The sequence below is a fragment of the Spirulina subsalsa FACHB-351 genome (genome assembly GCF_026130165.1).
GTDB classification, from domain to species: domain Bacteria; phylum Cyanobacteriota; class Cyanobacteriia; order Cyanobacteriales; family Spirulinaceae; genus Spirulina_A; species Spirulina_A subsalsa_A.
The window spans coordinates 1-2,313 of the sequence record NZ_JAIHOM010000238.1; the positions used below are offsets into that span (position 1 = coordinate 1).

A 2,313-nucleotide genomic window follows, 5' to 3' on the forward strand; every position below is an offset into this window, starting at 1 on the left:
AATTAGCCCAGAACTCCCCCCTGAAGAGCCAGAGGTTGCCCCCCGCCCCCCCCGCCCAATCTGGATCTCATCATCACCCTGTTGCAAGATACCTTTATCCGCCGCAACCGGGAACCCATCCTGATTTCCGGTCATGTCAACTTCAACAACCCCAACAACCCCAGCCCCTTAGATCAAGGGTTTGGGGGCCGCTTACGCTACGAACTGCGCGATCCCCAAGGGGGAGAACTGTTGTTAGATGTAGAACAGCCCCTCAGTGATGCCACCATCCCCCTCGTGTTTAACTATCTGTTGGATATTCCCCCCTCCTACAACACCCGCCTGATTTTAGGGGAAGTTATCCTAGAAGTTGCTTCCGGCGACCAAGACACGCCTTCCCATGAGGTGGAACTGATTCCTCTAGCCAGTCAGACCTTTTCCATCACAGCCGGCCTCAACGAATTGATGACCGCCGTTAAAACCATCCCCTCCGCCCCCGGTATGCCGGGGTCCTTCTTAGAGGAAGAAGAAGAGCGGAATCTAGAGATTAAGCTCGATTTCCTCAACCTGACCGCCAAACCCCCGGAAACCACCCCCCTCGAACCCAAAAGCGGCCCCGCCCTGCCGCCCCTCCTGCGGACTTCCGGCAAACCCCAAAAACCCAAACCGAAATCCCTCCAACTGCCCAATTTCAGCAGTCCTCCCCCGCAGTCTCTCTTAGGGCAATCTGCTAACTTCTTCTCCTTACCCGCTTCCCCGGAACAAGGGTCACAGGTTGAGGAAGAAGAGGAGCAGGATGATGATCTCCTAGAAAGCCTTTCCATTCCCCCCTCCCTTAAGCGCGCCAAATCCGCCCCTACTCCAGAGGACAGCGAAACTCCAACCCCTAGCCCAGAGGCCGCCCCCACTTCCCTCATTACCCCACCCCCCGACCTTGAGGCTTCAGATGGGCGGGTAGATGAGGAACAAGCCCAAGGGGAAGAAACCGACACAGAAGAGACGCATCTCGCTTTAGATATTCCCTCGGAATATGTCACCGATGCCCCGGAAAATGTCCTAGAAGAGGTATCTGAGGAGAAAAAGGTAGTTGACCAAGCCTTTCAATCCTTGCGCCTAAAAGACCGCTTTTGGCAGCACGTTAGCTCATTGGCGGAAGAGGAGGAAGTGGACGAGGAGTTAGCCACCTGGCTACAAACTCAACCCCCAACGCTGGAGAATCCCACTCTTCCGGCTCCCACCGAAGAAGAAGCGACCGACTTAGACACCACCACCCAACGACTGGCAGAAAAAGCCGAAGTGACGGAAGAGGTGGCGGCGGAAATTCGCCAACGGGAAGCGGAAAACTTGGTGTTAGATGATGTCACCTTCTTCGAGAAAATGAACTCGGAGGCGGAACTATTACAACATTTAGCCGCAGAAACCCAACGGCAGCACTTCCCCACCCCAGAGGACCAAGCATCGCCCTTGTTAGCCCAGCCAGAAGTTGAGACACCGTGGTTACAACAGGAAATTGTGGTGGATGAGGAAGAAGAGGACAACTTCCCCCCCAGTTTGCCCAGTGTGAAACATGACACCTCCGGTTTACCCTACCCGGCCGAGTTGCAATCGGTGCAATGGCGACAGCAACAGGGGTTTATTTCTCAAGCAGAGTCTGGGGCTTTAGCGGGGGCAGATTTGCCGGAATTAGAGCGTTCTGAGGAAGAGAATACCTCGGTTGAACTCCCTATCGCTCACCCCTTGTTACAAGTCGCCCAGCCTTTTGGGGATACCAGTTTACGGGAAGTGGTTCCTACTCCTCGCCTCGAAATCCCGCCCGGGGAACTGACGGCCGGGGAGTTAGTATTAGTGCGGGTGAAACTCCCGGCCCGTGTGGGTTCAGTCTATGTCAAATTGTGGGTACAGGATTTAGAAACTCGGCAATTGCTGGATGGGCCTCGGGCGTTTGTGGATTTTGAGCGCAATGGGGCGGGGGAATTGGAGACGATGACGCAGTTAGTGATTCCTTTGGGCAGTTTAGCAATTCGCTTTGAAGCCATTGCTATTGACGTGGCAACGCAACGGGAGAGTCATAAGGCGATCGCAGATCGAGCCGTCATTCCCCCAGATTTCCACCGCAACGAAATTTTAAATCACTAAACAGCAATTAATCCAGCATTTTGTGGAGAGATAACTGATTAACACTGCAATATTTAAGGTCAGATAATTTTTTCACCAAAACTAATGGGTCTGAAGCCCCGCCCTTCCAGGGCGGCTTTTTTGTCGGAGTCTATCGCCCCAATCCTCTCTATCTTTGGTATCCTAGCATCATGAAAAGCCGATATCAGTACAGAATCT

General features: G+C 53.5%; 1 protein-coding gene. It reads left to right on the forward strand.

Features of this window, described 5'->3' with window-relative positions; genetic code table 11:
* Positions 1–81: 81 nt before the first annotated feature.
* Complete coding sequence (locus tag K4A83_RS22570) at positions 82–2,115, forward strand: hypothetical protein (RefSeq protein ID WP_265266971.1); 2,034 nt, start codon at positions 82–84, stop codon at positions 2,113–2,115.
* Positions 2,116–2,313: the final 198 nt, after the last annotated feature.